General features: G+C 73.8%; 20 protein-coding genes. 12 read left to right on the top strand and 8 right to left on the bottom strand.

Going from position 1 to position 21,952, the window contains the following annotated elements; all coding sequences use genetic code 11:
* The first annotated feature begins 8 nt into the window (after nucleotides 1-8).
* Complete coding sequence (locus LG395_RS36505; protein ID WP_171158238.1) at nucleotides 9-656, top strand: TetR/AcrR family transcriptional regulator; 648 nt, start codon at nucleotides 9-11, stop codon at nucleotides 654-656.
* Between the two features lie 14 nt (nucleotides 657-670).
* Here LG395_RS36505 and LG395_RS36500 read toward each other — a convergent pair whose 3' ends face one another.
* On the bottom strand, nucleotides 671-1,903 hold the full coding sequence (locus LG395_RS36500; protein ID WP_225813253.1) for a glycoside hydrolase family 18 protein: 1,233 nt from the start codon (nucleotides 1,901-1,903) through the stop codon (nucleotides 671-673).
* A 332-nt stretch (nucleotides 1,904-2,235) separates the two neighbouring features.
* On the opposite strand from LG395_RS36500, the gene LG395_RS36495 reads away from it, so the two are divergent.
* Entirely contained in the window at nucleotides 2,236-3,408 is a 1,173-nt protein-coding gene (locus LG395_RS36495) for an acyl-CoA dehydrogenase family protein (protein ID WP_171158242.1), read from the top strand.
* Between the two features lie 575 nt (nucleotides 3,409-3,983).
* Here LG395_RS36495 and LG395_RS36490 read toward each other — a convergent pair.
* Entirely contained in the window at nucleotides 3,984-4,418 is a 435-nt protein-coding gene (locus tag LG395_RS36490) for a hypothetical protein (RefSeq protein WP_225813252.1), read from the bottom strand.
* Nucleotides 4,419-4,655: 237 nt separating this feature from the next.
* Between LG395_RS36490 and LG395_RS36485 the strand changes: the two genes are divergently transcribed.
* From LG395_RS36485 to fxsA, 4 genes are all read left to right on the top strand, one after another.
* Nucleotides 4,656-5,096: an Lrp/AsnC family transcriptional regulator gene (locus LG395_RS36485; RefSeq protein WP_014671472.1), complete on the top strand. Its 441-nt coding sequence runs from the start codon at nucleotides 4,656-4,658 to the stop codon at nucleotides 5,094-5,096.
* Between the two features lie 83 nt (nucleotides 5,097-5,179).
* Entirely contained in the window at nucleotides 5,180-6,787 is a 1,608-nt protein-coding gene (locus LG395_RS36480) for an amidohydrolase (RefSeq protein ID WP_225813251.1), read from the top strand.
* A 557-nt stretch (nucleotides 6,788-7,344) separates the two neighbouring features.
* Nucleotides 7,345-8,139, top strand: a complete 795-nt coding sequence (locus tag LG395_RS36475; protein ID WP_171158247.1) for a polyprenol monophosphomannose synthase — start codon at nucleotides 7,345-7,347, stop codon at nucleotides 8,137-8,139.
* A gap of 92 nt (nucleotides 8,140-8,231) precedes the next feature.
* Nucleotides 8,232-8,783 carry an FxsA family membrane protein gene (gene fxsA, locus LG395_RS36470; protein WP_225813250.1) on the top strand — a complete coding sequence of 184 codons (552 nt, stop codon included), beginning with the start codon at nucleotides 8,232-8,234 and terminating at the stop codon, nucleotides 8,781-8,783.
* 93 nt (nucleotides 8,784-8,876) lie between these two features.
* Here fxsA and LG395_RS36465 read toward each other — a convergent pair whose 3' ends face one another.
* The 4 genes from LG395_RS36465 to yczE form a co-directional block, all read right to left on the bottom strand.
* Nucleotides 8,877-9,251, bottom strand: a complete 375-nt coding sequence (locus LG395_RS36465) for an RNA polymerase-binding protein RbpA (protein WP_003977404.1) — start codon at nucleotides 9,249-9,251, stop codon at nucleotides 8,877-8,879.
* 278 nt (nucleotides 9,252-9,529) lie between these two features.
* Entirely contained in the window at nucleotides 9,530-10,876 is a 1,347-nt protein-coding gene (locus LG395_RS36460; RefSeq protein ID WP_225813247.1) for an MFS transporter, read from the bottom strand.
* A gap of 57 nt (nucleotides 10,877-10,933) precedes the next feature.
* On the bottom strand, nucleotides 10,934-11,710 hold the full coding sequence (locus LG395_RS36455; protein ID WP_225813246.1) for a glycerophosphodiester phosphodiesterase family protein: 777 nt from the start codon (nucleotides 11,708-11,710) through the stop codon (nucleotides 10,934-10,936).
* Entirely contained in the window at nucleotides 11,707-12,378 is a 672-nt protein-coding gene (gene yczE / locus LG395_RS36450; protein ID WP_171158255.1) for a membrane protein YczE, read from the bottom strand. Before yczE ends, LG395_RS36455 begins: the two co-directional genes overlap by 4 nt.
* Nucleotides 12,379-12,481: 103 nt before the next feature.
* On the opposite strand from yczE, the gene LG395_RS36445 reads away from it, so the two are divergent.
* The gene (locus LG395_RS36445; protein ID WP_225813244.1) at nucleotides 12,482-13,990 is read left to right on the top strand and encodes an SCO1417 family PLP biosynthesis transcription factor; all 1,509 of its coding nucleotides are present in this window, start codon (nucleotides 12,482-12,484) and stop codon (nucleotides 13,988-13,990) included.
* Between the two features lie 45 nt (nucleotides 13,991-14,035).
* On the opposite strand, the gene LG395_RS36440 is transcribed toward LG395_RS36445, so the two are convergent.
* Together LG395_RS36440 and LG395_RS36435 are read right to left on the bottom strand one after the other, a co-directional pair.
* On the bottom strand, nucleotides 14,036-15,685 hold the full coding sequence (locus LG395_RS36440; RefSeq protein WP_225813242.1) for a hypothetical protein: 1,650 nt from the start codon (nucleotides 15,683-15,685) through the stop codon (nucleotides 14,036-14,038).
* Between the two features lie 40 nt (nucleotides 15,686-15,725).
* Nucleotides 15,726-15,920 (bottom strand): hypothetical protein, encoded by a 195-nt coding sequence (locus tag LG395_RS36435; RefSeq protein ID WP_014671463.1) that lies wholly within the window; start codon nucleotides 15,918-15,920, stop codon nucleotides 15,726-15,728.
* A 294-nt stretch (nucleotides 15,921-16,214) separates the two neighbouring features.
* On the opposite strand from LG395_RS36435, the gene LG395_RS36430 reads away from it, so the two are divergent.
* The 5 genes from LG395_RS36430 (at nucleotide 16,215) to LG395_RS36410 (ending at nucleotide 21,894) form a co-directional block, all read left to right on the top strand.
* Nucleotides 16,215-16,607, top strand: a complete 393-nt coding sequence (locus LG395_RS36430) for an ankyrin repeat domain-containing protein (RefSeq protein WP_171158262.1) — start codon at nucleotides 16,215-16,217, stop codon at nucleotides 16,605-16,607.
* Nucleotides 16,608-16,907: 300 nt separating this feature from the next.
* On the top strand, nucleotides 16,908-18,326 hold the full coding sequence (locus LG395_RS36425) for a HEAT repeat domain-containing protein (protein WP_225813239.1): 1,419 nt from the start codon (nucleotides 16,908-16,910) through the stop codon (nucleotides 18,324-18,326).
* A 228-nt stretch (nucleotides 18,327-18,554) separates the two neighbouring features.
* The gene (locus LG395_RS36420; protein ID WP_171158265.1) at nucleotides 18,555-19,682 is read left to right on the top strand and encodes a glycosyltransferase family 4 protein; all 1,128 of its coding nucleotides are present in this window, start codon (nucleotides 18,555-18,557) and stop codon (nucleotides 19,680-19,682) included.
* The gene (locus LG395_RS36415) at nucleotides 19,679-20,854 is read left to right on the top strand and encodes a glycosyltransferase (RefSeq protein ID WP_171158267.1); all 1,176 of its coding nucleotides are present in this window, start codon (nucleotides 19,679-19,681) and stop codon (nucleotides 20,852-20,854) included. Before LG395_RS36420 ends, LG395_RS36415 begins: the two co-directional genes overlap by 4 nt.
* Nucleotides 20,851-21,894: an SGNH/GDSL hydrolase family protein gene (locus LG395_RS36410; protein WP_225813238.1), complete on the top strand. Its 1,044-nt coding sequence runs from the start codon at nucleotides 20,851-20,853 to the stop codon at nucleotides 21,892-21,894. Before LG395_RS36415 ends, LG395_RS36410 begins: the two co-directional genes overlap by 4 nt.
* Nucleotides 21,895-21,952 lie beyond the last annotated feature (58 nt).

Raw genomic sequence — 21,952 nt, 5'->3', positions numbered from 1 at the left:
TCTTGAACATGCCGCAGCAGCGTGCCGTCGTCCAGCCGCGCGGCACCGAGCGCTCCGTGGCGCGTCGCGCCGAACTCATCGCCATCGGGCGGAAGTTGTTCGCCGACACGTCCTACGACGCGCTGTCCATGGATGACATCGCCCGCCAGGCGCAGGTGGCCAAGGGCCTCATCTACTACTACTTCCGGTCCAAGCGCGGCTACTACCTGGCGATCATCCAGGACTCCGTCGCCGACCTGGTCACCTCCGCCGCCGGCGGGCTCCACCTCCCCGCCGTGGACCGCGTGCACCGCACGATCGACGGCTACCTGCGCTACGCCGAGCATCACCAGGCCGCCTACCGCACCATCGTCAGCGGCGGCGTCGGCTTCGACACCGAGGTGCAGGCGATCCGGGACGGTGTGCGCGAGGCGATCGTCACCACGATCGCCGAGGGGGCCTATGGCCGCGCCGACATCTCCCCGGTGGCCCGGATGGGCCTGCTCTCCTGGGTGTGCGGCGTGGAGGGCGCCACCCTGGACTGGATCGGCCACCCCCGGCTGCCCCGCGAGACCATGTGCGCGCTGCTGGTGAAGACGCTGGGCGGGGCCCTGCGCGCCATCGAGGAGCTGGACCCCGCCCACCCGGCCCCGCCGCCCGCCCGCCGGGACGGCTGACCCGGGAGGAACCGTCAGTTGATGGCCTTGATCAGCTCACCGTTCGCGGTGTCGCCGCTCAGCTCCCAGAAGAAGGTGCCGCCGAGGCCCTGCTGGTTCTTGTACGTCATCTTCGTGGCGATGGTGGACGGGGTGTCGTAACTCCACCAGTCGCTGCCGCACTTGGCGTAGGCGGTGCCGCCCACGGTGCCGGTCGCCGGGCACTTGGTCTTGAGCACCTTGTAGTCGTCGATGCCCTGCTCGTACGTCCCGGCGGCCGGGCCCGTGGCGGTGCCGCCGGGTGCCGCCTGGGTGACGCCGGTCCAGCCGCGGCCGTAGAAGCCGATGCCGAGGAGGAGCTTCGAGGCCGGGACGCCGAGGCCCTTGAGCTTGGCGATCGTCGCCGACGTGTTGTAGTCCGCCTTGGGGATGCCCGAGTAGGAGGTCAGCGGCGAGTGCGGGGCGGTCGGTCCGGTCGCGTCCCAGGCGCCGAAGTAGTCGTACGTCATCGGGTTGTACCAGTCGACGTACTGGGCGGCGCCGGCGTAGTTCGCCGCGTCGATCTTCCCGCCGCTGGTGGCGTCCGCGGTGATCGCCGCCGTCACCAGGCTGCCGGAGCCGAACTTCGAGCGCAGGGCGGCCATCAGGTTCTTGAACGCCTCGCGCCCGCTGGTGTCACAGGTGTTGCCGCAGGCGTTCGGGTACTCCCAGTCGATGTCGATGCCGTCGAAGACCCCCGCCCACTTGGAGTTCTTCACCAGGTCGTAGCAGGACTGGGCGAAGGCGGCCGGGTTCTTCGCGGCCTCGCCGAAGCCGCCGGACCAGGTCCAGCCGCCGAAGGACCACAGGACCTTCAGACCGGGGTGCTTCTTCTTCAGCTTCAGCAGCTGGTTGAAGTTGCCGCGCAGCGGCTGGTCCCAGGTGTCGGCGACGCCGTCGACGGACTCGGCCGCGGTGTAGGCCCGGTCGGTGGCCGCGTAGGAGTCGCCCATGGCGCACTTGCCGCCGGTGACGTTGCCGAAGGCGTAGTTGATGTGGGTCAGCTTGGCGGCGGAGCCGGAGGTCTCGATGTTCTTGACGTAGTACTTGCGGTCGTAGGTGCCCCATTCGGTGAAGTAGCCGACGACCTTGGATCCGGCCGCCAGCCGCGGGGCGCTCGGTGCCGCCGCGGTCGCCGTGCCCGTCCCGGCCAGCAGGCCGGCGCCCAGGGCGGCGGTACACGCGGCCGAGACGAGGGCCCGGACGGTGAAGCGGTGGGGAGTGTGCATTCGGGTGTCTCCTCGTGGGGGAGAGGGGGACGCGCGCCGATTGGCATGAACGCGGTAAAGCGTTGGTCATGCACCCTAGGAGGACTAGACCATTAGGTCAATGGTTCGGACCAATCTCGGCCCCCGCGCGGGCCCCGGCTGGACTCCTGAAGTAAGCGGTCGTTAACTGGTGACGGGAGGTCGCTGATCGGGCATACTCACTGCGCATGCCGCTGGTCAGCAGCTTCCGAGACCCGGGAGCGGGCGCCTTCGGCGAAGCGCGATCACCAGACGGAGCCGCCCCCCACCCCGGGCCGGACCGCCGGTGTCCGAACAGGGAGGAGCCCGACGCCATGTCCGACCGCGACCCGCAGCCGGTGGAGCGTCAACTGCCGACGGAAGAGGCGAGGGATCTGCTCGCCCTCGTCCGGGAGATCGCCCAGCGCGAGATCGCGCCCAGGGCCGCCGAGGAGGAGGACGCGGGACGCTTCCCGCGCGAGGTCTTCACTCTGCTCTCCGAATCAGGCCTGCTGGGCCTGCCGTACCCGTCGGAGCACGGCGGCGGCGACCAGCCCTACGAGGTCTACCTCCAGGTGCTGGAGGAGCTGGCCGCGGCCCGGCTCACCGTCGGCCTGGGCGTCAGCGTGCACACGCTCGCGTCCTACGCCCTCGCCACCTACGGCACCAAGCAGCAGCAGGTCGAGCACCTGCCCGCGATGCTGGGCGGCGGTCTGCTCGGCGCGTACTGCCTGTCCGAGCCGTCCTCCGGTTCGGACGCCGCCTCCCTGCGCACCAAGGCCGTCCGCGAGGGCGACGGCTGGGTGATCGACGGCACCAAGGCATGGATCACCCACGGCGGGATCGCCGACTTCTACACCGTGATGGCCCGCACCGGGGAGGACGGCCCGCGCGGGATCACCGCCTTCCTCGTGCCCGGCGACGCCCCCGGCCTGAGCGGCGCCGCGCCGGAGAGGAAGATGGGCCTGAAGGGCTCGCCCACCGCGCAGGTGCACTTCGACGGCGTCCGCGTCCCGGACGACCGGCGCATCGGCGAGGAGGGCCAGGGCTTCTCCATCGCCCTGGCGGCGCTCGACTCCGGCCGGCTCGGCATCGCGGCCTGCGCCGTCGGCCTCGCCCAGGCCGCACTGGACGAGGCGGTCCGCTACGCCACCCAGCGCCGCCAGTTCGGCCGGACCATCGCCGACTTCCAGGGCCTGCGCTTCATGATCGCCGACATGGCCACCCAGATCGAGGCGGGCCGCGCGCTGTACCTCGCCGCGGCCCGGCTGCGCGACGCGGGCAGGCCGTTCGCCAAGCAGGCCGCCATGGCCAAGCTGCACTGCACCGACACCGCCATGAAGGTCACCACGGACGCGGTGCAGATCCTGGGCGGCTACGGCTACACCGCCGACTTCCCGGCCGAGCGCTATATGCGCGAGGCCAAGGTCCTGCAGATCGTCGAGGGCACCAACCAGATCCAGCGGATGGTCATCGCCCGTCACGTGGCGGGGCCAGAAGGTCGCTGAACTGGCCCGTGAGCACCGTCGGGGCCGCCAGCCTGATCCACTCCGGGTCGTGGCGGCCCGGCAGGGTGCGCCCGCGGTCGGCCCAGGCCCGCATGAGGTCGCGGTAGATGGGCGGGTCCGGCGGCGCGGCCGGCGGAACCGCTTCTCCGGGGCGGGGGACGAAGATACGGCGCTGACGCCCGGTCGCCGAGTACATGGGGGTCATACCAGGGCAACGCGGCGACGGCCGGACAGGTCACCCTGCCACGGAATCGAGCTTCAGTTCATCTCCGTCCGGTTCCCCTCCCGGGTTCGCCGCGCGGTCCTGACGACGCGTCAAGTGCACGCCGGCCAGGGGGCGTTCGGGAGCGAGGGCCGTCCCGTGCCGCCCGGCCGGCGCATCGGTGCGCGAGCGTCCGGGGGCGGCGACTGCTGTACGCCGCCCGGCGGCACGCGCACGTCACGCTGCGCGTCCTCTGCTGCCGGGCGTGCTCCGGGCAGGCCGCCGTGCCCGTGGACCCGGACCCGCCGGCCCGCGCCACGGCACCGTGCGCGCCCGGTCCAGGGCGCGAACGGGTGGGTGTCGGTGAGCCGGCTCAGGCGGCCTGGCGGCGCATCGACGGCACGCGCATCGGGCGTGAGCCCGGGCCGCCGACGTGCGAGAAGGGCTGCGTCCGCCAGTTCAGACCCTGGGGAAGCGTGAGCAGCAGGGCGGTGTCCTGCTCCTGCGGCTCGAAGGACTCGTCCGCGGGGCGGGCGTCGGCCGCCGCACGGCCCGTGCCCGCGCACACCGTGAGCCCGAACGGGTTCCACGGCGAGGCGCACAGCGCGTGCTCCGGCAGGACCTCCTCGTCCGCCAGCAGCGCGATCGGCTGCGCGCAGTCCGGGCAGATCACCCGGTACATCTCGAAGGTGTCGCAGGCGTCCGGCTCCTCGTCGAAGGCGTCGGCTTCGACGCCCTCCGGCTCGGGTTCGGCGACCGACTGCCGGTGCGTGGACGCGGATCGACCAGGGCGATGGGTACTCTGCATGGGATTCTCCCCCTAAGGCTGGGCCGTGAAGGCGCTGCGGCCTCGACCACAGCAAGCACTTCCCGTCCGGTCTCGGCGGTAATCACGAGGACATCACGGAGCCTGTGTCCGGGGCGTGTGGTCTTCGTCACATGCCGTGCGCAGGTGCCCGTCCCGGTGCATTTTCTGCCGAAACAGGGAATGACCTGCACCTCTGAGGTATCCGTGGAGATCAGGCGCACTGTAGGTTTTGGCGGCATGGAGGAGCTGGACCGTCAGATCGTGCAGCTGCTCGTCAAGGACGGGCGGATGAGCTACACAGACCTGGGCAAGGCCACGGGCCTGTCCACGTCGGCCGTGCACCAGCGGGTGCGCAGGCTGGAGCAGCGTGGCGTCATCCGCGGCTACGCCGCGGTGGTCGACCCCGAGGCCGTCGGGCTGCCGCTGACCGCGTTCATCTCGGTGAAACCGTTCGACCCCAGCGCCCCCGACGACATCGCCGACCGCCTCGCCGGGGTCCCCGAGATCGAGGCGTGCCACAGCGTGGCGGGCGACGAGAACTACATCCTCAAGGTCCGTGTGTCCACCCCGCACGAACTGGAGGAACTGCTGGCCCGGCTGCGCTCGCTGGCGGGGGTCTCGACACGCACGACGGTGGTCCTCTCGACACCGTACGAGGCCCGGCCGCCGAAGATCTGACCGTCCGGGCGCCGGCGGCGCGCGGGTGCCGTCCGGGCGACCCGGGTGCGGCGCCCGCCCGGCGCCGGGAGAAACTGTCGGCTATGAGCAACCGCACCGCCGAGCCCCTCCAGACCGTCCTGCTCCGCCGCGGCGAGGTCCACAGCCCCGCGGACCCCTTCGCGACGGCCATGGTCGTCGAGGCGGGCCACGTCGCCTGGGTCGGATCCGAGGGCGCGGCCGACGCCTTCGCCGACGGCGTGGACGAGGTGGTCGATCTCGACGGCGCCCTGGTCACCCCGGCCTTCACCGACGCCCATGTGCACACCACCGCCACCGGCCTCGCCCTGACCGGTCTCGACCTGTCCGGCGCCCCCTCCCTGGAGGCCGCCCTGGCCCGGGTCCGCGAGTTTGCCGCCGCCCGGCCCGACGACCGAGTCCTGCTGGGCCACGGCTGGGACGCCGCCCGCTGGCCCGGCGGCCGGCCGCCGGCCCGCGCGGAGCTGGACGAGGCCACCGGCGGACGCCCGCTGTACCTGTCCCGCATCGACGTGCACTCGGCGGTCGTCAGCACCGCCCTGCTGGACCTGGTCCCCGGCGATCTCCCGCGCGCGGACGCCCCGCTCACCAAGGACGCCCACCACGCCGTCCGCGAGGCCGCCCTCGCCGCCATCACCCCCGCCCAGCGCGCCGAGGCCCAGCGCACCGCACTGGAGCACGCGGCCTCTCTCGGCATCGGCACCGTGCACGAGTGCGGCGGCCCGCGGATCTCCTCCGAGGACGACTTCACCGGCCTGCTGCGGCTCGCCGCGGAGATGCCGGGCCCCCGGGTGGTGGGCTACTGGGCGGAAGAGGACACCGCCAAGGCCCGCGAGCTGGGTGCCGCCGGCGCGGCGGGCGACCTCTTCGCCGACGGCGCGCTCGGCTCCCACACCGCCTGCCTGCACGAGCCGTACGCCGACGCCGGCCACAGCGGCACCGCCTTCCTGGACGCCGACGCCGTCGCCGCCCACGTCGTGGCCTGCACCGAGGCGGGCCTCCAGGCCGGCTTCCACGCCATCGGCGACGCCGCCGTCGCCGCCGTGGTGGACGGCGTGCGCGCCGCCGCCGAGAAGGTGGGCCTCGCCCGGATCCGGGCCGCCCGGCACCGCGTCGAGCACGCCGAGATGCTCACCCCCGACACCGTCGCGGGCTTCGCCGAGCTGGGCCTGATCGCCTCCGTCCAGCCCGCCTTCGACGCCCTGTGGGGCGGCGAGGACGGCATGTACGCCCGGCGTCTGGGGGTGGAGCGGGCCCGCACACTCAACCCCTTCGCCGCACTGCTCCGCTCCGGTGTACCGCTCGCGTTCGGCTCCGACAGCCCCGTCACGCCGCTGGACCCCTGGGGCACGGTCCGTGCCGCCGCCTTCCACCGCACGCCCGGGCACCGGATCTCCGTCCGCGCCGCCTTCACCGCGCACACCCGCGGCGGCTGGCGGGCCGTCGGCCGCGACGACGCGGGTGTCCTGGTCCCGGGCGCCCCCGCCGACTACGCCGTCTGGCGTACCGACGAACTGGTCGTGCAGGCCCCCGACGACCGGGTCGCCCGCTGGTCCACCGATCCGCGCTCCGGCACGCCCGGCCTGCCCGACCTCACTCCGGGCCGTGACCTGCCGGTCTGCCTGCGGACCGTGGTCGGCGGGCGGACGGTGTTCGTACGGCCGGGCGAGTGATCTCCCGGGGTGGCGTCGGCCGCCCCGGCCGCCGGGGCCCCGCCGCCCGACCTGCGCGTCCTCCCCGGCGGCCGGTCCGCCGGTGCCGGCCGCCCGGTTCGCAGGGCTGTTGACAGTCTGCGGCCGGGGGCCGGTAGGTTCGTCCGAGTCCACCACCGGACGCCCGACCGGGGGACGTTCAGCCGACTCGTCGCAGCGCCGCTGGGTCAGGGACGGTGTGCCGCACCGGAGCACCGTCGCTGGGAGCCAGGCTCAGCGCCCGCGCCGACGAGGGGGACGTTCCCGCGGGTCGGCCAGGTGTGACCCGGGTGGGGCCCGGGCTCAGTAGACAACGGCTTCCGGTCGACCCGCAGCCAGCGGGTCCCGGGTCGGACCGAAGGGCGCCGGGCCCCCATCCGTCGTGGTACGAAGGTGTTCAGCGCCTGGCGGGAAGGTACCGGAAGAGAACTTTTTACCCCGCTCTTGCGGAACCGACACCACCGTACGCACGCACTGTCACGTCCGGCCAGGCCGCGGCCACTATGGTGGACCCCTGTGTACGACATGAAGGGGCAGTAGTGAACGACGGCGACGGGACCCTCGCGGCCCAGGCCCAGGGGAGGCAGTTCGGTCCGCTCGGCACGGCCTTGGTGATCATCCCGACCTACAACGAGGCGGAGAACATCAAGTCCATCGTCGGCCGGGTGCGCAAGGCCGTCCCCGAGGCGCACGTACTGATCGCGGACGACAACAGCCCCGACGGCACCGGCAAGCTCGCCGACGAACTGGCCGCCGAGGACGAGCACGTCCACGTGCTGCACCGCAAGGGCAAGGAGGGCCTGGGCGCCGCCTACCTCGCGGGTTTCCGCTGGGGCCTGGAGCGGGACTACGGCGTGCTGATCGAGATGGACGCCGACGGCTCCCACCAGCCCGAGGAACTGCCCCGGCTGCTCACCGCCCTCAAGGGCGCCGACCTGGTCCTCGGCTCCCGCTGGGTGCCCGGCGGCCGGGTGGTGAACTGGCCGAAGTCCCGGGAGTTCCTCTCGCGGGGCGGCTCCACCTACTCGCGGCTCATGCTCGACGTGCCCATCCGGGACGTGACCGGCGGCTTCCGTGCCTTCCGCCGCGGGACGCTGGAGGGCCTCGGCCTCGGCGAGGTCGCCTCGCAGGGCTACTGCTTCCAGGTCGACCTGGCCCGCCGCGCGGTGAAGGCCGGCTACCACGTCGTCGAGGTCCCCATCACCTTCGTCGAGCGGGAACTGGGCGACTCCAAGATGAGCCGGGACATCGTGGTCGAGGCGCTGTGGCGGGTCACCTCCTGGGGCGTCGGGGACCGCCTCGGCAAGCTCACCGGCAAGGGCAAGCAGGCGTAGCGGCGGATCCACGGACCGGCCGCGCGGCCGGTCCGGGCCGGGCTGATCACCCCCTTATCCCGCGCTGAGGCACACCCAGGCACACTGGGGGCATGACGACTGGCGCTCCGACCTCTCCGTACACCGCCCGCCGCCGGCGTTCCCGGCTGCGCAGGTACCTGCCGCTGGGCCTCGCCGTGTGGCTGGTGCTGGAGATCTGGCTGCTGACCCTGGTCGCGGGCGCCGCGGGCGGCCTCACGGTGTTCCTGCTGCTGGTCGCGGGTCTCGTGGCGGGATCCGTGGTCATCAAGCGGGCCGGCCGCCGCGCCTTCCAGAACCTGAACGAGGCGTTGCAGCGGGGCGGCTCCCCGGCGCGCGGCGGCGGCAACGGCCTGATGATGCTCGGTGGTCTGCTGCTGATGATCCCCGGCCTGGTCTCGGACGCGGCGGGCCTGCTCCTGCTGCTCCCGCCGGTCCAGAAGGCGGTGAGCCGCTTCGCGGAGAACGCCGTGGAACGGAGTCTGCGCAAGGCCGCCCCGGGCAGCCTGGGCGACGCGTTCCGGCAGGTCCGCATCCACCGGCCCGACGGCAGGGTGGTGCAGGGCGAGGTCATCAGGGATGACCGCCCCGAACCGGGGGAGCACCGGCCGCCGCTCACGCGCTGAGCGTCCGGCACCGCGAGCACAGCACAGCACAACGACCGCGGGCGCCGTACGTATCTCACGTACGGCGCCCGCGGTCGTTGTGCTGTGTGCGCGTTACGCGCTCTTGCGGCTGTCCCTGGGGTGGACCGCGATGTTCATCGCCCCAGAGCGCAGTACCGCCAGACGCTCCTCGAGGACCTCTTCGAGTTCCTCACGGGTGCGTCGCTCCATCAGCATGTCCCAATGGGTACGCGCGGGCTTGGCCTTCTTCTCCTCAGGGCCGTCGCCGTCCACGAGGAGTGCCTGGGCACCACAGACCTTGCACTCCCACTCCGGCGGGATCTCCGCCTCGACCGAGAAGGGCATCTCGAAGCGGTGCCCCTTCTCGCATGCGTACTCCACGGCCTGGCGCGGGGCCAGGTCGATACCGCGGTCCGTCTCGTAGCTGGTCACCACGAGGCGCGTACCGCGAAGAGCTCGCTCACTCATGAATCGTGCCTCCCGGGCTTGTCGCCCACAGGACAGGTGTCGCTGTCGTCGTCATCCGGTCAACGTCCGGTCGGCGGTAAAGATTCCCGTTCCGAGTCCCGTTCCGGGTCATGCGTCGCCGTCGTAGCCGCCCCTTGTTCTACCCACAGGCGCCCGGTTTGTCACATCTGCTAGCAGATGTCACCCAGCGTTTCGGCATCTTTGACGCGCAGTAACGGTACGCCTGGCAGGCCAAACGCGTACACTACCGCCCTTTCACGCCGAGCGCTAAATCGGCGCTAGACCTTCTCCGGAACCGGGTTCCCCGCCTCGCGGACCGCACGCCGTACCGGGACCCGCGCGAGCAGGACGAAGCCGATCACGAAGAACGCCACCAGCGAGAAGATCGCCGACCGGTAGCTGCCGGTCAGCTGGTAGGTGAGCCCGAACAGCAGCGGCCCGAGCCAGCTCATCCCGCGGTCGCTCATCTCGTACGCCGAGAAGTACTCGGCCTCCTTGCCCGGTGGCACCAGGTGGGAGAACAGCGACCGGGACAGCGCCTGACTGCCGCCGAGGACCAGGCCGATCGCGGCGGCCAGCGCGAAGAACCACACCGGCGCCCGCGCGGGCAGGAACCAGCCGGCCGCCAGCGTGAGCGTCCACGCCACCAGCGAGCCGAGGATCGTGCGCCGCGCGCCGTACGCCCGCGCCAGCCGCCCCATCACCAGCGCCCCCGCCACGGCCAGCACCTGCACCAGCAGGACCGCCCCGATCAGCGTCGACTGGCCGAGACCCAGCTCCTCGGAGCCGTAGACCGAGGCCTGCGTGATCACCGTCTGGATGCCGTCGTTGTAGACGAGGTACGCGAGCAGGAACGCCAGGGTCAGCGGGTACCGGCGCATCTCCCGGACCGTCGCGGCCAGCTGCCGCAGCCCCGGTGCCGTGGCCCGGCCCACGCGCGCGTGGCGGTCACGCAGCCTGCGCAGCGGTACGAGCGTGAACGCCCCCCACCACAGGCCGGCCGTGGCCAGGCAGACCCGGACGGCGGCGGCCTCGGACAGGCCGAAGGAGTCGTGCGCCGAGTACAGCACCAGGTCGGCGACGAGGACGAGCGAGCCCGCCGCGTAACCGAAGGCCCAGCCGCGGGAGGAGACCGCGTCGCGCTGTGCGGGCGGCGCGATCTGCGGCAGGTACGAGTTGTAGAGCATCATGCCGACGGACTGCGCCGCGTTGGCCACGACGAGCAGCGCCCCGCCGAGCAGATACCGGTCACCGTCCAGGAAGAACATCCCCGTGGTCGCCGCCGCACCGGTGTACGCCGCCGCCGCGAGCAGCGGCTTCTTGCGGCCCGTGCGGTCGGCCGCGCCGCCCGCCAGCGGCATCACGACGACGGCCAGGACCACCGACAGGGACACGGAGTACGCGAAGAAGGAGCCCGCCCGGACCGGGACGCCCAGTGGGTGCACATAGCCATCGGCGTCCGCCGCGTGCTCGGCGACCGAGGTGAGGTACGGACCGAGGAAGACGGTCAGGACACTCGTCGAGTAGACGGAGCACGCCCAGTCGTAGACGTACCAGCCGCGCTGCTCGTGCCTGAGGCCGGCGGCGTCGTCCGCCGCCTCCGCCCGCACGGTGCCGGTGCTCACCCGGTGCCCTCGCCTCCCCGCTCCACCGCGACGGCCCGGGCCGGGCCGGCCGGGCGGTCAGACCCAGACGCCCCGGTCCTCCATGACCTTGCGCAACGTGTCGATGTGATCGGTCATGATGCCATCCACCCCGAGGTCCAGGAGCCGGTGCATCCGTTCCGGTGCGTTGATCGTCCACACGTGCACCTGGAGCCCGACGGCGTGGGCGGCGCGGACGAAGCGGTGGTCGACGACGGGCACGCCGGACCGGGACTCCGGCACCTGCGCGGCCACGGCCGACCGGCGCACGGCGGCCGGCAGCCCCCACGAACGCAGCCGCAGGCTCAGCACCCCGCGCGTGCCGAACGAGGTGGCCAGCCGTGGCCCCGCCAGCCGCTGGGCCCGCAGCACGCGCGCCTCGGAGAAGGAGCCGACGCAGACCCGGTCCCAGGCGTCCGTGCGCTCGATCACCTCCAGCAGGGGCCGCAGCGCGGGCTCCGCCTTGACGTCGACGTTCCAGCGCACCCCGGGAAAGGTCTCCAGCAGCTCCTCGAACAGCGGCACCGGTTCACGGCCGCCCACGCGCGCGTGCCGTATCTCCGCCCACGGCAGGTCGGCGATCCGGCCCGCGCCGTCGGTGACCCGGTCCAGGGTCGTGTCGTGGAAGGCGACCAGCCGGCCGTCCCCCGTGGCGTGCACATCCGTCTCGATGTACCGGTAGCCCAGCTCCACCGCGCGCCGGAACTGGGCCACGGTGTTCTCCAGGCCGTCGGCCGCCCCGCCCCGGTGGGCGAAGGCGATCGGCCCCGGGTGGTCCAGGAACGGGTGGCGCGGGCGCGGTGTCGTGAGGCTCACGGTCGCAGTATCGCCCGCCGGGGTGTCGCCGCGGCAACGACCGTGCCGACCGCCGGTGCCGGCGAAACGGCGAACACGCGCAGGAAGGCCTGCGCCAGCGGTCCGATGGACACGGCGTAGAGCACGGTGCCCACCCCGATGGTGCCGCCCAGGACGAATCCGGTGGCCACCACCGCGACCTCCACCGCCGTCCGCATCAGCCGGATCGACCGGCCGGTGCGCCGGTGCAGCCCCGTCATCAGACCGTCGCGCGGGCCGGGCCCGAACCGGGCCGCTATGTACAGGCCGGTCGCCGCGCCGTTCAGCACGATCCCCGCGAGCAGCAGCGGGACGCGGGCGGCCAGGGAGTGCGCCGCCGGGAGCACGGCGAGCGTGCCGTCCATGGCGAGGCCGACCACGAAGACGTTGGAGACAGTGCCCAGCCCGGGGCGCTGGCGCAGGGGGATCCACAGCAGGAGCACCGCCGCGCCCACGATGATCGACACCACCCCGATGCTCAGCCCGGTCAGCTCCGCGAGGCCCTGGTGCAGCACGTTCCACGGTTCCAGGCCCAGCCCCGCCGCCACGAGCAGCGCCGAGCTCGCACCGTAGAGCGCCAGCCCCGTGTACAGCTGGACCAGCCGCCGTCCGAGGTGGCGGGCGGGAGCGGATGGACTGGGAGTGGACATGGAATTACCCCCCTGGGTGGTGGCAGTGGCCTGACACATGACACTCTGTGGCTTGGGACCAATCGTCATCCATGGCCAATCCGGGGAAGGTGGACTGATCTTCATGGCGCAGTGGACCTCGGCCGTGGGGGCCGCGCAGCTCGCCCGGCTCCTCAACTCCCAGCAGGACCGCCCGGCCGGCCCCGGCACCCGCCGTCCCCCCGCCTATCGCGCCCTCGCCGACGGCGTCCGGCTGCTCGTGCTGGAGGGCAGGGTCCCGGTGGCCGCGCGCCTGCCCGCCGAACGCGAACTGGCCTTGGCCCTCTCGGTCAGCCGCACCACCGTCGCGGCGGCCTACGAGGCGCTGCGCGGCGAGGGCTTCCTGGAGTCCCGGCGCGGCGCCGGGAGCTGGACCGCCGTACCGGCCGGCAACCCCATTCCCGCCCGTGGCCTGGAACCCCTGCCGCCCGAGGCCCTGGGTTCGGTGATCGACCTCGGCTGCGCCTCGCTCCCGGCGCCCGAGCCGTGGCTCACCCGGGCCGTGCGGGGCGCCTTGGAGGAACTCCCGCCGTACGCCCACACCCACGGCGACTACCCGGCCGGGCTGCCCGCGCTGCGCTCGATGATCGCCGAGCGGTACACCGCGCGCGGGATCCCCACCATGCCGGAGCAGATCATGGTCACGACCGGCGCCATGGGCGCCATCGACGCCATCTGCCACCTCTTCGGGGGGCGCGGCGAGCGGATCGCCGTGGAGTCCCCGTCCTACGCCAACATCCTGCAGCTGATGCGCGAGGCGGGTGCCCGGCTCGTGCCCGTCGCGATGGCCGAGGGCCTGTCCGGCTGGGACCTCGACCGCTGGCGCCAGGTGCTGCGCGAGGCCGCGCCGCGGATCGCCTACGTGGTCGCCGACTTCCACAACCCCACCGGGGCGCTCGCCGACGAGGACCAGCGGCGCCGGCTGGTGGACGCGGCCCGCTCGGCCGGCACGGTGCTCGTCGCCGACGAGACGATGAGCGAGCTGTGGCTCGACGAGGACGTCCGGGACGGCGGCATGCCCCGCCCGGTGTGCGGCTTCGACCCGGCCGGCTCCACGGTGATCACGGTCGGCTCGGCCAGCAAGGCGTTCTGGGCGGGGATGCGGATCGGCTGGGTGCGGGCGGCGCCGGACGTCATCCGCAGCCTGGTCGCCGCGCGGGCCTACGCCGACCTCGGCACACCGGTGCTGGAGCAACTGGCCGTGAACTGGCTCTTCAGCACCGGGGGCTGGGAGCAGGCGGTCGAGCTGCGCCGGGCGCAGGCCCGGGAGAACCGGGACGCCCTGGTGACCGCGCTGCGCCGGGAACTGCCCGACTGGGAGTTCGAGGTGCCCCGGGGCGGCCTGACCCTGTGGGTGCGTGCGGGCGGACTCTCCGGTTCCCGTCTCGCGGAAGCGGGCGAACGGACGGGGGTGCGTGTCCCGTCCGGTCCTCGCTTCGGCGTCGACGGCGCGTTCGAGGGGTACGTGCGGCTTCCGTTCACCGTCGGGGGAGCGGTGGCGGACGAGGCGGCGGTACGGCTCGCCGCCGCGGCCCGGCTGGTGGAGTCGGGCGCGACGGGGGCGGGCGAGGCGCCGAAGACGTTCGTGGCGTAGGCCGGGAGCGTGGCGCCCGGCGGTCCGGGGCACCGGGTCCGGGCGCTACGACGGCTCCGCCGCCAGGGCCTCCGCGGGAACCGGTGCCTTCTTCGCCGCCGGTTGTGAGACCTCCGCCTGCTTCGAGACCTCCGCCGGCTTCGACAGTGCCGTGGGCTCATCCTCGACGGCGGTGGCCCGCGGCGGCAGCAGCTCCAGCACCGCCTGGCGGTCGGCGTCGCTCGTGGCGTCGTCGTACGGGTCCGGCGTCCGCGGCACCTGAAGCCGGTGCACCGGTCCGGACCCCAGCCGGGCGTACCCCCGCCCGGGCGGCACCTGCGTCGTCGACGTCGTGTGCGGCGGCGCCCCCAGCACCGCCTCCACCTGCTCCGGCGCGGCGGACCCGAGCACGACACGCGCGCGCGTGTGCTGCCGCACCGCGTCGGTCAGCGACTCCGCGCTGTCGAACTGCTCGGCCACGACCACGGTGACGTTCGCCGCGCGGCCGTGCCGCAGCGGCACCTGGAGCAGCACTTGCGGATCCTTGCGGCCGTCCGCCGGCGCGAGGTGCGCGAAGACGCTGGGGCGGTCCAGCAGGATCCACAGCGGACGCCGGGTGTCCGGGGGCGGCGGGTCGCCCGCCTGCCGCGCCAGGTTGATCGCGATGAGCCGCCGCTCGGTCTCCCGCGCGGCCCACTCCAGGCTGGCCAGCGCCCCGGCCAGCGCGCACTCCACGGCCAGGACGCCGCTGCGTCCGGTCAGGCAGGCGTACTCGCCGGTGCCGCCGCCGTCGACGATCAGCACGTCGCCGTACTGGAGGGCCTGGATGGCGACGGAGCGCAACAGGGTGGAGGTGCCGCTGCCGGGGTGGCCCATGGCCAGCAGGTGGGGCTCGGTGGAGCGGATGCCGGTGCGCCAGACGACCGGCGGCACGTCGACCCGTTCCTCCCCGTAGGACAGGGGGAGCGTGCGCTGGACCTCGCTGGGGTCGGTGAAGCCGAGGACGGTCTCGCCGGGCGCGGTGACGAAGCGCTGGGCGGGGATGTCGGCGGGCAGCGGGGGCAGGGCGGTGACGGTGAGCTGGTTGCCCGCCTCCTCCCACGCGAAGTGGTACTCACGGCTCCGCCCGGCCTTGGCGGTGAGCAACTGCTCGATCCGCGCGCGGGCCGCGGGCTCGCCGTCCGGGAAGTAGGCGGGGTAGCGGATCACGAGGCGGCCGATGCGCCCGGCGTCGTCGAACTCGTGCGCCGCGTAGGCCTTGTCCCACTCCCCGCCGTGCGCGTACATCGGCGCCGGGTCCCCGGAGCTGGAGAAGTACGGCACCAGGGCCTCGTACAGCGCCTGGAGCCGTTGGGCCTGGGACTCGTCGGGCCCCTCGGGCGCCGCCGGGGTGCGGTCGCGGCCGTGCCAGGCCGCTGCCGCCATCACGGCGATGACGGCGAGCAGCGGCCCGTACGGCATCAGGGCCACGGCCAGGACCAGGGAAGCCACGAAGAACAGCAGTGGCCCGCGCTTGTCCTTGGGCGTGTCCGCCCACCTGCGCCGGCTGGCCGAGGCCAGCAGGCGCAGCCCGCGCGACACGGTGATCAGCGGCTGGAGGACGTCGGTGGCGCTGTCGGCCGCCGTCCGGGCCAGCTCCCTGCTCCGGGCGATCTGCGTCCGGGCGATCTGGGCGCTGTCCTTGCTCAGGACGCGGGGGAGGGGGCGCCGGGCCACTGCTGTCTCCTGAGGGTGCGTGCGGGCGGGACGGGAGGGGTCAGAACTTGATGCCGCCCAGGAGGCTGGCCAGGCTCTCTCCTCCGGCTTTGATGCTCGGGGCGATGCCCGTGGTCGACAGGTAGAAGCCGAAGAGCGCCGACACCGTGGCGTGCGATCCCTTCAGTCCGTCCTTGCGGAAGAACAGGAAGACGACGACGCCGAGCAGCAGCACGCCTGAGAGCGAGAGGATCATTTGGGGCCTCCTGGTGTCGATGGTGGGGGACAGTCACCATGAGTTCTTCCAGGATCACAGGATGTATCCATACGATTAAAGGTGCAACTGGGTGAAAAACGGGGGATTTCGCTCGCTCGGGTCAGCGTGCCGGACCGCGATTGACCAGGTGTGTTGCCGGTGCGGCGCCGTCGGCGGGCACTGCCGTTGATCCTTACCTCGGGCAGATCGGGTCATGTGCCGCGCGAGCCAGTACGCTGGCGATTCACCCGTACGAAGCAGTCACCGAATCAGCATGGAGAGGCGGTCCGGCCGATGAGTGAAGTTCCCGACCCCGAGGTCGTGGAGCTGGCGACCAAGATCTTCGATCTGGCCCGGCGGGGGCAGACCGAGGCGCTCGTGGCGTACGTCGACGCGGGTGTTCCGGCCAACCTCACCAACGACCGCGGCGACTCCCTCGTGATGCTCGCCGCCTACCACGGCCACGCCGGCGCGGTGCGCGCGCTGCTCGCCCGCGGCGCGGCGGCGGACCAGGTCAACGACCGGGGCCAGACCCCGCTCGCGGGTGCCGTCTTCAAGGGTGAGACGGACGTCATCAAAGCCCTCCTGGAGGGCGGAGCCGATCCTTCCGCAGGCACGCCGTCGGCCGTCGACACGGCCCGGATGTTCGGCAAGAAGGAGCTCCTGGAACTGTTCGGCGTCCACTGACGTCGACGCACTGACCAGGTACGACACGGAAAACGGGGGAGGCGGTACAGGGCCGCCGGAAATACGGTCGCGGCAGCACACACCGCGGGTCATCATGACGTCGTGATTCACGGACGCGATGGCTGGGCAGGTGTTGCCGCACCGCGCGGGCCGTGATGCGGTCCGCATGGGCCACCGACGAGAGGCAGAGAGAGATGGTCTACAGCAAGCAAGAGACGGCGGGCGCTCCGACGTTGTGTCACGCGGCCAGGTAATGCGTGTTTCCCGGTTGCGTCGACGCTTGATGTGAGGCTGTTTCCCATGTTCGATCCGGTCATAGCGCCCAGCGGTACGCTGCTCGGCCTGCTTCAGCGCGGCCGTGGCGACGGCACGCTGCACGCGCTCACGGCCCCGCGCGCCGAGGCGCTCGCGGCCCTGAACCACTGTGTGCTGCGCGACCCCCGCCACGACTGGCAGGTGGAGAACCGCTCCCTGTACTACGCCCGGCTCTACCTCGACCTGAACGGCGGGCTGGAGGCCGTGGAAGCGCACCTCTTCGACCCCGAGGACGTCGTCGACGCCGACGAGTCCCGCACCGGCCTGGCCCTGGCCGTCCTCGGCCACCTCGCCTCCTACGGCAGGCGGGACGCCCTGGAACTGCTGCGCAGGTACGCCGCGCACGGCTCCAACTGGGCGTGGGCCCTGGACGAGCTGGCCCTCAGGGACGACGACGCGGGCCTGCGCGCCCTCGCCGCCCCCGTCCTGGCCCGCTTCGCCACCGACCCCGAGGGCGAGGCCGAGCTGGCCGCCGCCGTACGCGACGCCTTCGAGCCACGGCCCTGGCGGCTGTGGGCCGAGGATCCGCGCGCGTCGATCGCCACGCGGGTGCGTGCCGCCCAGGAGGCCGGCTGTTTCGACCGCTGGCAGCGGCAGATGCGGCCCACCGGCCCCCGCCCCGACTGGAGCGTGCGCGCCGTCTTCGAGTGGGCCCAGCAGGGCATGGAGCGCGGTGCCGCCCTCCATGTGCCCGCCGCCCGCTGCCTGGTGGCCGTGGCCGGCCCGGAGGACCGGCCCGAGATCCTCCAGGCCGCCCGCGCCGGCACCGACGGCGCCCGCTGCACCGCACTGCGCTACCTCGCCGACAGCAACGACCGCGACGCGCTCGACCTGATCGAGGCGGCCGTGGCCGACGGCACGGCACCCGTCGTGGAGGCCGCCGTCGACGCCTTCGAACGCATGCGCAGCTTCGCCGCCGTCGACCGCGCGCGCGGCTGGGCCCAGCGCCCCGACGCGCTCGGTGCCGCCGCCGGACGCATGCTCGCCTGCCGCGGCGGCACACAGGACCGCGACCTGGTCCTCGGCGCCCTCCGCGAGGCCGTGCGCGGCGAGGGACCCGACGCCCCCACCCTGTGGACGCTCGTCGACGGCGCCGGCCGCCTCGGCATCGTCTGCGCCGCCCCCGTCCTGCGCCATGTCTACCGCGAGACGGCCTCCTCCCACCTCCGCGGCCGCGCCGCCCGCGCGCTGGCCGCCACCGATCCCTCCTTCGCCACCGGCTTCGCGGTCGAATGCCTGTGGGACTGCGAGGAGACCACCCGCGAACTGGCCGCACGGCACGCCGAGACCGGCGACGCCCGGGTCGTGGAACGCCTGCGCCGCCTGGCCGCCGATCCGGCCGAGGAGGACGAGGTGCAGACCGCGGTACGCAGCCGCTTCGGACCGGACGCGGCCCTCGGCTGAACCGCGCCGCACCCGGGAGCCTCGGCTGAGGCGTGTCCGCCGGCACCCGGCCGGACAGCCGCTCCGGCGGACGAGCGCCCGCCTGGTGAACGCCGGATGACCCGCGGGTCAGGTGGCCATGACGGCCGCCTGACCCGCTCGGGTGTGCAGCCCAACGCTCATGGGACGTTCCCCGCGCCGAAAGATCCAAGTTGACGCGGGCACGTCCAGCGCGGCGACAACACCCGTATGCGTGTCGTCATCGTGACCGAATCCTTTCCCCCCGATGTGAACGGCGTGGCCCACTGCGCGCTCCAGACCGCCCGGCACCTCGTGGACCGCGGTCACCTCCCCCTCGTCGTCGCCCCCGCTCCCGCGCCCGGCAGCGGCCCGGACACGGACGCCCCGTGCCCGGTCGTCCGGATCCCCTCCCTCCCGCTCCCCGGCTACCCCCAGGTCCGCGTCGCCCTGCCCAGCCGGCGTCTCGCCGCCGCCCTCGTCGCGCACCGCCCCGACGTGATCCACCTGGCCAGCCCCTTCGTCCTCGGTGTCCGCGGCATGGCCGCCGCCGCCCGGCTCGGGGTCCCGGCCGTCGCGGTCTACCAGACCGACCTGGCCGGCTACGCCCGTACCTACATGGGCGCCGGAGAAGCCGCGGCCTGGCGGCGCATCCGCTCCGTGCACGGCGCCGCCGACCGCACCCTGGCCCCCTCCAGCGCGGCCCGGTCCGACCTTCAGGCGCACGGCGTACCCCGGGTGCGGCTCTGGCCGCGCGGGGTGGACACCGTACGTTTCCGGCCACAGCACCGGGACGAGACACTGCGCCGCGACCTCGCCCCGAACGGCGAACCGATCGTCGGCTACGTCGGCCGGCTCGCCCCGGAGAAGCACGTCGAACTCCTCTCCGGAGTCTGCGGGCTGGCCGGGGTGCGGGTCGTGGTCGTCGGCGACGGACCCAGCCGGGCCCACCTGACCGAGGCCCTGCCCGGCGCCGTCTTCCTCGGCCGTCGCACCGGCGACGAACTGGCCCGGATCTTCGCCTCACTGGACGTGTTCGTGCACACCGGCCCCTTCGAGACGTTCTGCCAGACCGTCCAGGAGGCCATGGCCAGCGGAGTCCCGGTCGTCGCACCGGCCGCCGGCGGTCCGCTCGACCTGGTCGACCACGGCCGTACCGGCCTGCTGGTCCCGCCGCGCGACGCCGCCGCCGTACGGGAGGCCGTCCGCGCCCTCGCCGCCGACCCCGCGCGGCGCGCCGCGTACGGCGCCACCGCCCGCGCGACGGTCGAGGGCCGCACCTGGGCCACTGTCGGCGACCAGTTGATCGCCCACTACGACGACGTTCTCGCGGACCGGACCACGGCGGTGGCGGCATGACCGGGCCGGCCCTGCGCATCGTCCGCCTCGCCAACTTCGTCGCCCCCGCCTCCGGCGGGCTGCGCACCGCCCTGCGGGAACTCGGCAAGGGCTTCCGGGCCGCGGGCCACGAACCGGTCCTGATCGTGCCCGGCGAGCGGCACACCGACCGCGACACCGAGCAGGGCCGGGTCATCACCCTGCCCGGCCCGCTGCTGCCCGGTACCGGCGGCTACCGCGTCCTCACCGACAAGCGGCGCGTGGCCGCGCTCCTGGAGGAACTCGCCCCGGACCGCCTGGAGGTCTCCGACCGGACCACCCTGCGCTGGACCGGCCGCTGGGCCCGCCGCGCACGCGTGCCCGCCGTGATGGTCTCCCACGAGACCGCCGACGGCGTACTGCGCACCTGGGGCCTGCCCGAGCACCTGGCGCGGCGCGCCGCCGACTCCCTGAACACCCGGACCGCGCACGCCTACTCGCGGGTGGTGTGCACCACCGAGTTCGCCGAGCGCGAGTTCGTACGCATCGGCGCGCGCAACGTCGTACGCGCCCCCCTGGGGGTCGACCTGATGGAACGGCACCCCGCGCTGCGCGACCCCGGGCTGCGCGACCGCCACGCGCGCGGGGACGAGGCGCTGCTCGTGATGGCGTCCCGGCTGTCCGTCGAGAAACGCCCCGGCACGGCCCTGGACGCCCTGGAGGCGCTGCTGCGGCGCGGGCGGCGGGCGGTGCTCGTGGTCGCCGGGGACGGGCCGCTGCGGGCCCGGCTGGAGCAGCGCGCGCGGGACCGCGGGCTCCCGGTGACCTTCCTCGGGCACGTCTGCGACCGGACGTCCCTCGCCGCGCTCCAGGCGTCCGCCGACGTGTGCCTCGCGCCCGGCCCCGCCGAGACCTTCGGACTGGCCGCGCTGGAGGCCCTGGCCTGCGGCACACCCGTGGTGGCGAGCGCGTCCTCCGCGCTGCCCGAGGTCGTCGGGTCGGCGGGAGCCACCGCGGCGGGCGGCGGCGAGGCGTTCGCGGACGCCGTGGAACTGCTGCTGGACCGCGCCGAGCCCGAGCGGCGTGACGCGGCACGCGCGCGTGCGGAGTGCTTCGGCTGGGCGACGGCCGTGGAAGCCTTCCTGGCGGCCCACGACACGGAGGTGCTGCGCCCCGCCGACACCCGGCCCGCCGTACCGGAGGGCGTGGCATGAGCGCCGATGCCGCGACGGGGGGCGGCGGCTGCGCGCGCGTGCGTGGGTGTGGCCCGCGAGCCGACGCGGCGCCGGGACGCGGTGGCCCGTCTCGTTTCGTCGCGCTCGGGGACTCGCTGACCGAGGGCGTGGGCGACCCGGTCGGCGCCGGATGGCGGGGCTGGGCGGCGCTGCTGGCCGCTTCCCTCGCCGGGGACGGCGAAGAGGTGTTGTTCACCAACCTCGCGGTCAGCGGGGCGCAGACGCGGGACGTGCTGGAGAAGCAGACGCCGGCCGCCCTGGAGCTGCGCCCCGACCTGGTGTCCGTGGTCGTCGGCGTCAACGACACGCTGCGCCGCACCTTCGACGTCCACGCCGTGGCCGCCCACCTCGACCAGGTCTACGGCGCCCTGACCCGTCAGGGTGCCACCCTGCTCACCGCCTGCCTGCCCGACCCCGGCGCCATGCTCCGGCTCCCGGACGCCCTGGCCCGACCGCTGGCGCGGCGGCAACGGGCGGTCAACGCGGTCGTCCACGCGCTGTCCGAGCGGTACGGCGCCCTCCACCTGCACGCGGCGGACGACCGCTGGACCAGCGACCGGAGCCTGTGGAGCGCGGACCGGCTGCACCCCGCGGAGCGCGGTCACCGCCGGTTCGCCGTCCGCTGCCACGCCCTGCTCGCCGAGGCGGGCCACGCGGCCGGGGAACCTCCCTCACCCGAACCCGAGTCCCCCGGACCGAGCCGCACGGCGAGCCTGTGGTGGCTGGCCACGGCGGGAACCGCCTGGGTGCTCCGGCGCTGCGACGACCTGCTGCCGCAACTGCTGCTCCTGGCCGCCGGCGAACTGCGCCACCGCGCCCGGGGCACCGGGGACCACCTGGACCTGCGCGCGTCCGCGACGGTGTCGGCAGCGCTGGCGGCCCTGCCGGACGCCTGCGCCGAGGGGGCGGGGGCTCAGTGGCGCGGCGACGGGAGGGACGGGGCGGTCGGGGTGGCCGGCCTCGGAGCGAGGGAGGTGGTGGAGACGGCCGCCTCCGCGGGGGCCGTTCCGGCCGGTTGAGGCCGTCGGCGCCGCCCGCTGGCCTCGCCGGGGCAGCGGGGCAGCGGGGCGGCGGGGG

Origin of the sequence: Streptomyces spinosus, assembly GCF_020400655.1 — a bacterium.
Lineage (GTDB): Bacteria > Actinomycetota > Actinomycetes > Streptomycetales > Streptomycetaceae > Streptomyces > Streptomyces argyrophylli.
The sequence above is the reverse complement of the archived record's forward strand: the minus strand, read 5'-3'. Positions and strand labels throughout refer to the sequence as shown.

Coding starts and splice junctions, on each gene's coding strand:
- LG395_RS36505 (WP_171158238.1), top strand. CDS start 9: ATGCCGCAGCAGCGTGCCGTCGTCCAGCCGCGCGGCACCGAGCGCTCC.
- LG395_RS36500 (WP_225813253.1), bottom strand. CDS start 1,903: ATGCACACTCCCCACCGCTTCACCGTCCGGGCCCTCGTCTCGGCCGCG.
- LG395_RS36495 (WP_171158242.1), top strand. CDS start 2,236: ATGTCCGACCGCGACCCGCAGCCGGTGGAGCGTCAACTGCCGACGGAA.
- LG395_RS36490 (WP_225813252.1), bottom strand. CDS start 4,418: ATGCAGAGTACCCATCGCCCTGGTCGATCCGCGTCCACGCACCGGCAG.
- LG395_RS36485 (WP_014671472.1), top strand. CDS start 4,656: ATGGAGGAGCTGGACCGTCAGATCGTGCAGCTGCTCGTCAAGGACGGG.
- LG395_RS36480 (WP_225813251.1), top strand. CDS start 5,180: ATGAGCAACCGCACCGCCGAGCCCCTCCAGACCGTCCTGCTCCGCCGC.
- fxsA (WP_225813250.1), top strand. CDS start 8,232: ATGACGACTGGCGCTCCGACCTCTCCGTACACCGCCCGCCGCCGGCGT.
- LG395_RS36465 (WP_003977404.1), bottom strand. CDS start 9,251: ATGAGTGAGCGAGCTCTTCGCGGTACGCGCCTCGTGGTGACCAGCTAC.
- yczE (WP_171158255.1), bottom strand. CDS start 12,378: ATGTCCACTCCCAGTCCATCCGCTCCCGCCCGCCACCTCGGACGGCGG.
- LG395_RS36445 (WP_225813244.1), top strand. CDS start 12,482: ATGGCGCAGTGGACCTCGGCCGTGGGGGCCGCGCAGCTCGCCCGGCTC.
- LG395_RS36435 (WP_014671463.1), bottom strand. CDS start 15,920: ATGATCCTCTCGCTCTCAGGCGTGCTGCTGCTCGGCGTCGTCGTCTTC.
- LG395_RS36430 (WP_171158262.1), top strand. CDS start 16,215: ATGAGTGAAGTTCCCGACCCCGAGGTCGTGGAGCTGGCGACCAAGATC.
- LG395_RS36425 (WP_225813239.1), top strand. CDS start 16,908: ATGTTCGATCCGGTCATAGCGCCCAGCGGTACGCTGCTCGGCCTGCTT.
- LG395_RS36420 (WP_171158265.1), top strand. CDS start 18,555: ATGCGTGTCGTCATCGTGACCGAATCCTTTCCCCCCGATGTGAACGGC.
- LG395_RS36415 (WP_171158267.1), top strand. CDS start 19,679: ATGACCGGGCCGGCCCTGCGCATCGTCCGCCTCGCCAACTTCGTCGCC.
- LG395_RS36410 (WP_225813238.1), top strand. CDS start 20,851: ATGAGCGCCGATGCCGCGACGGGGGGCGGCGGCTGCGCGCGCGTGCGT.